This is a genomic window from Paenibacillus abyssi (assembly GCF_014640295.1).
Lineage (GTDB): Bacteria > Bacillota > Bacilli > Paenibacillales > Paenibacillaceae > Paenibacillus_D > Paenibacillus_D abyssi.
On the sequence record NZ_BMGR01000032.1, the window covers coordinates 1 to 1,855 of the forward strand.

Annotated in this window: 1 protein-coding gene and 1 rRNA gene; both read left to right on the plus strand. The window is 46.5% G+C overall.

Features of this window, described 5'->3' with window-relative positions:
• The first annotated feature begins 103 nt into the window (after positions 1-103).
• The gene (locus IEW11_RS24700) at positions 104-1,330 is read left to right on the plus strand and encodes an MFS transporter (RefSeq protein WP_229725689.1); all 1,227 of its coding nucleotides are present in this window, start codon (positions 104-106) and stop codon (positions 1,328-1,330) included.
• Positions 1,331-1,696: 366 nt separating this feature from the next.
• Positions 1,697-1,855 (plus strand): 16S ribosomal RNA (locus IEW11_RS24705); the annotation flags it as partial.

A 1,855-nucleotide genomic window follows, 5' to 3' on the forward strand; every position in this document is an offset into this window, starting at 1 on the left:
AAAACCTCACGTACGGTTTGATGAGGAGGGGCTGGGCTTCGCCCAGCCTTTCACTCTAGTATGTTTGTCCTTACATTTTGTTCTGGAAATAGGGGGATCTAACATGATGGCAGAGCTGCAATCCGTTCAAGCTCAGCATATAACGCGTACCAAGCCGTTGAGTCAAGGGCTTGTCTTATTAATGGCAGTTTCTTGCGGCTTAGCTGTAGCCAACTTATTTTACATCCAGCCGTTGTTGGGCGATATCGGACGGACCTTTCATGCATCTGCCGAAAAAATAGGATTTGTCTCCATGCTTACCCACATTGGATATGCAATCGGCATGCTTTTATTTATTCCGTTGGGAGATATTAAAGAACGACGCAATATGATCGCTGTTCTGTTGGTTGTAGTCGGGATTTCTCTTATCGGCGTTGCGAGCGCTCAAAATTTACTTTGGATGTATATAGCTAGCTTTGCAGTAGGCATAACGACAATAACGCCTCAGATGATTGTGCCGCTTGCCGCTCAGCTTGCTCTGCCGGAAGTGCGCGGCAAGGTAATCGGCAATGTGATGAGCGGCTTATTTATCGGCATTTTGCTTGCCCGTACGGTATCCGGCTTTGTCGGGGCAATGTTCGGGTGGAGAGCGATGTACGCTATAGCTGCTGCAATGATGTTTGTTTTGGCCTATGTTTTGTGGCGCCAGCTGCCCAGAACATACCCGGCAACGGCTCTGTCTTACGGACAGTTAATGCGGTCGCTGGTAAGTCTTATTGCCCAGCAGCGCACCCTGCGCGAAGCTTCCCTCATTGGAGCGTTGTCGTTCGGCGCTTTTAGCGTATTTTGGACGGCATTAACATTCTATTTGGAAGGACCACATTATAATTATGGCAGCGAAGTGGCTGGTTTATTCGGTTTGGTGGGCGTCGTTGGCGTAATTGCCGCTGCCTATAGCGGTCGTCTTTCAGACAAAGTAAGTCCCGCAAGATTAGTGGGCTGTGCGCTCATTACGGTATGTATATCGTATCTTATCTTCGGGTTGTTAGGGATGACGATCTGGGGGCTCATTATCGGCGTTATTATACTTGATTTGGGGGTTCAAGGCGGACAGGTTTCCAATCAAGCCCGAATCTACAGCATCCTGCCGGAAGCTCGGAGCCGATTGAATACGGTATATATGGTCACTTATTTTACAGGAGGAGCGATCGGATCTTCCTTGGGAAGTTACGCTTGGAGCTTGTGGGGATGGGGCGGTGTATGTGTAGTAGGGGGCAGCATGTCCCTGTTGGCATTTATCATTTGGTTCGTCAATTATATGACAGATAAAAAAAGATCCGCTTCACTGTAGAAGTTCACTACAGAGTTAGTCCAGCATATACTGCTTGTTATTCGATTATAGATTCATAGATTTCAGTGTAATTAGACTTTCAGTAAACCTTATGCAATCCATCGTTTTTCATCTTCGATCGAAAAATATTAAAAAAGATAAATAAAGTGTTGACTAGATATAGTTGATCATGGTATATTCTAATTCCGGTCGCGAAACGGCTGGGACAAACGAAAGAAAAGAAATGAATTTGTTCTTTGAAAACTGAACAACGAGCGAAATGCCCTATAGCTCACTGAGCTATAGAAAAGCAATAAACGTAATGAGCAATCAGCTCACATTCGGTGCTCTTATCCATCGGCTTTCAGCCGAAAGATAAAGACGCCTTTTATGGAGAGTTTGATCCTGGCTCAGGACGAACGCTGGCGGCGTGCCTAATACATGCAAGTCGAGCGGACTTGATGGAGTGCTTGCACTCCTGATAGTTAGCGGCGGACGGGTGAGTAACACGTAGGCAACCTGCCTGCAAGACCGGGATAACATTCG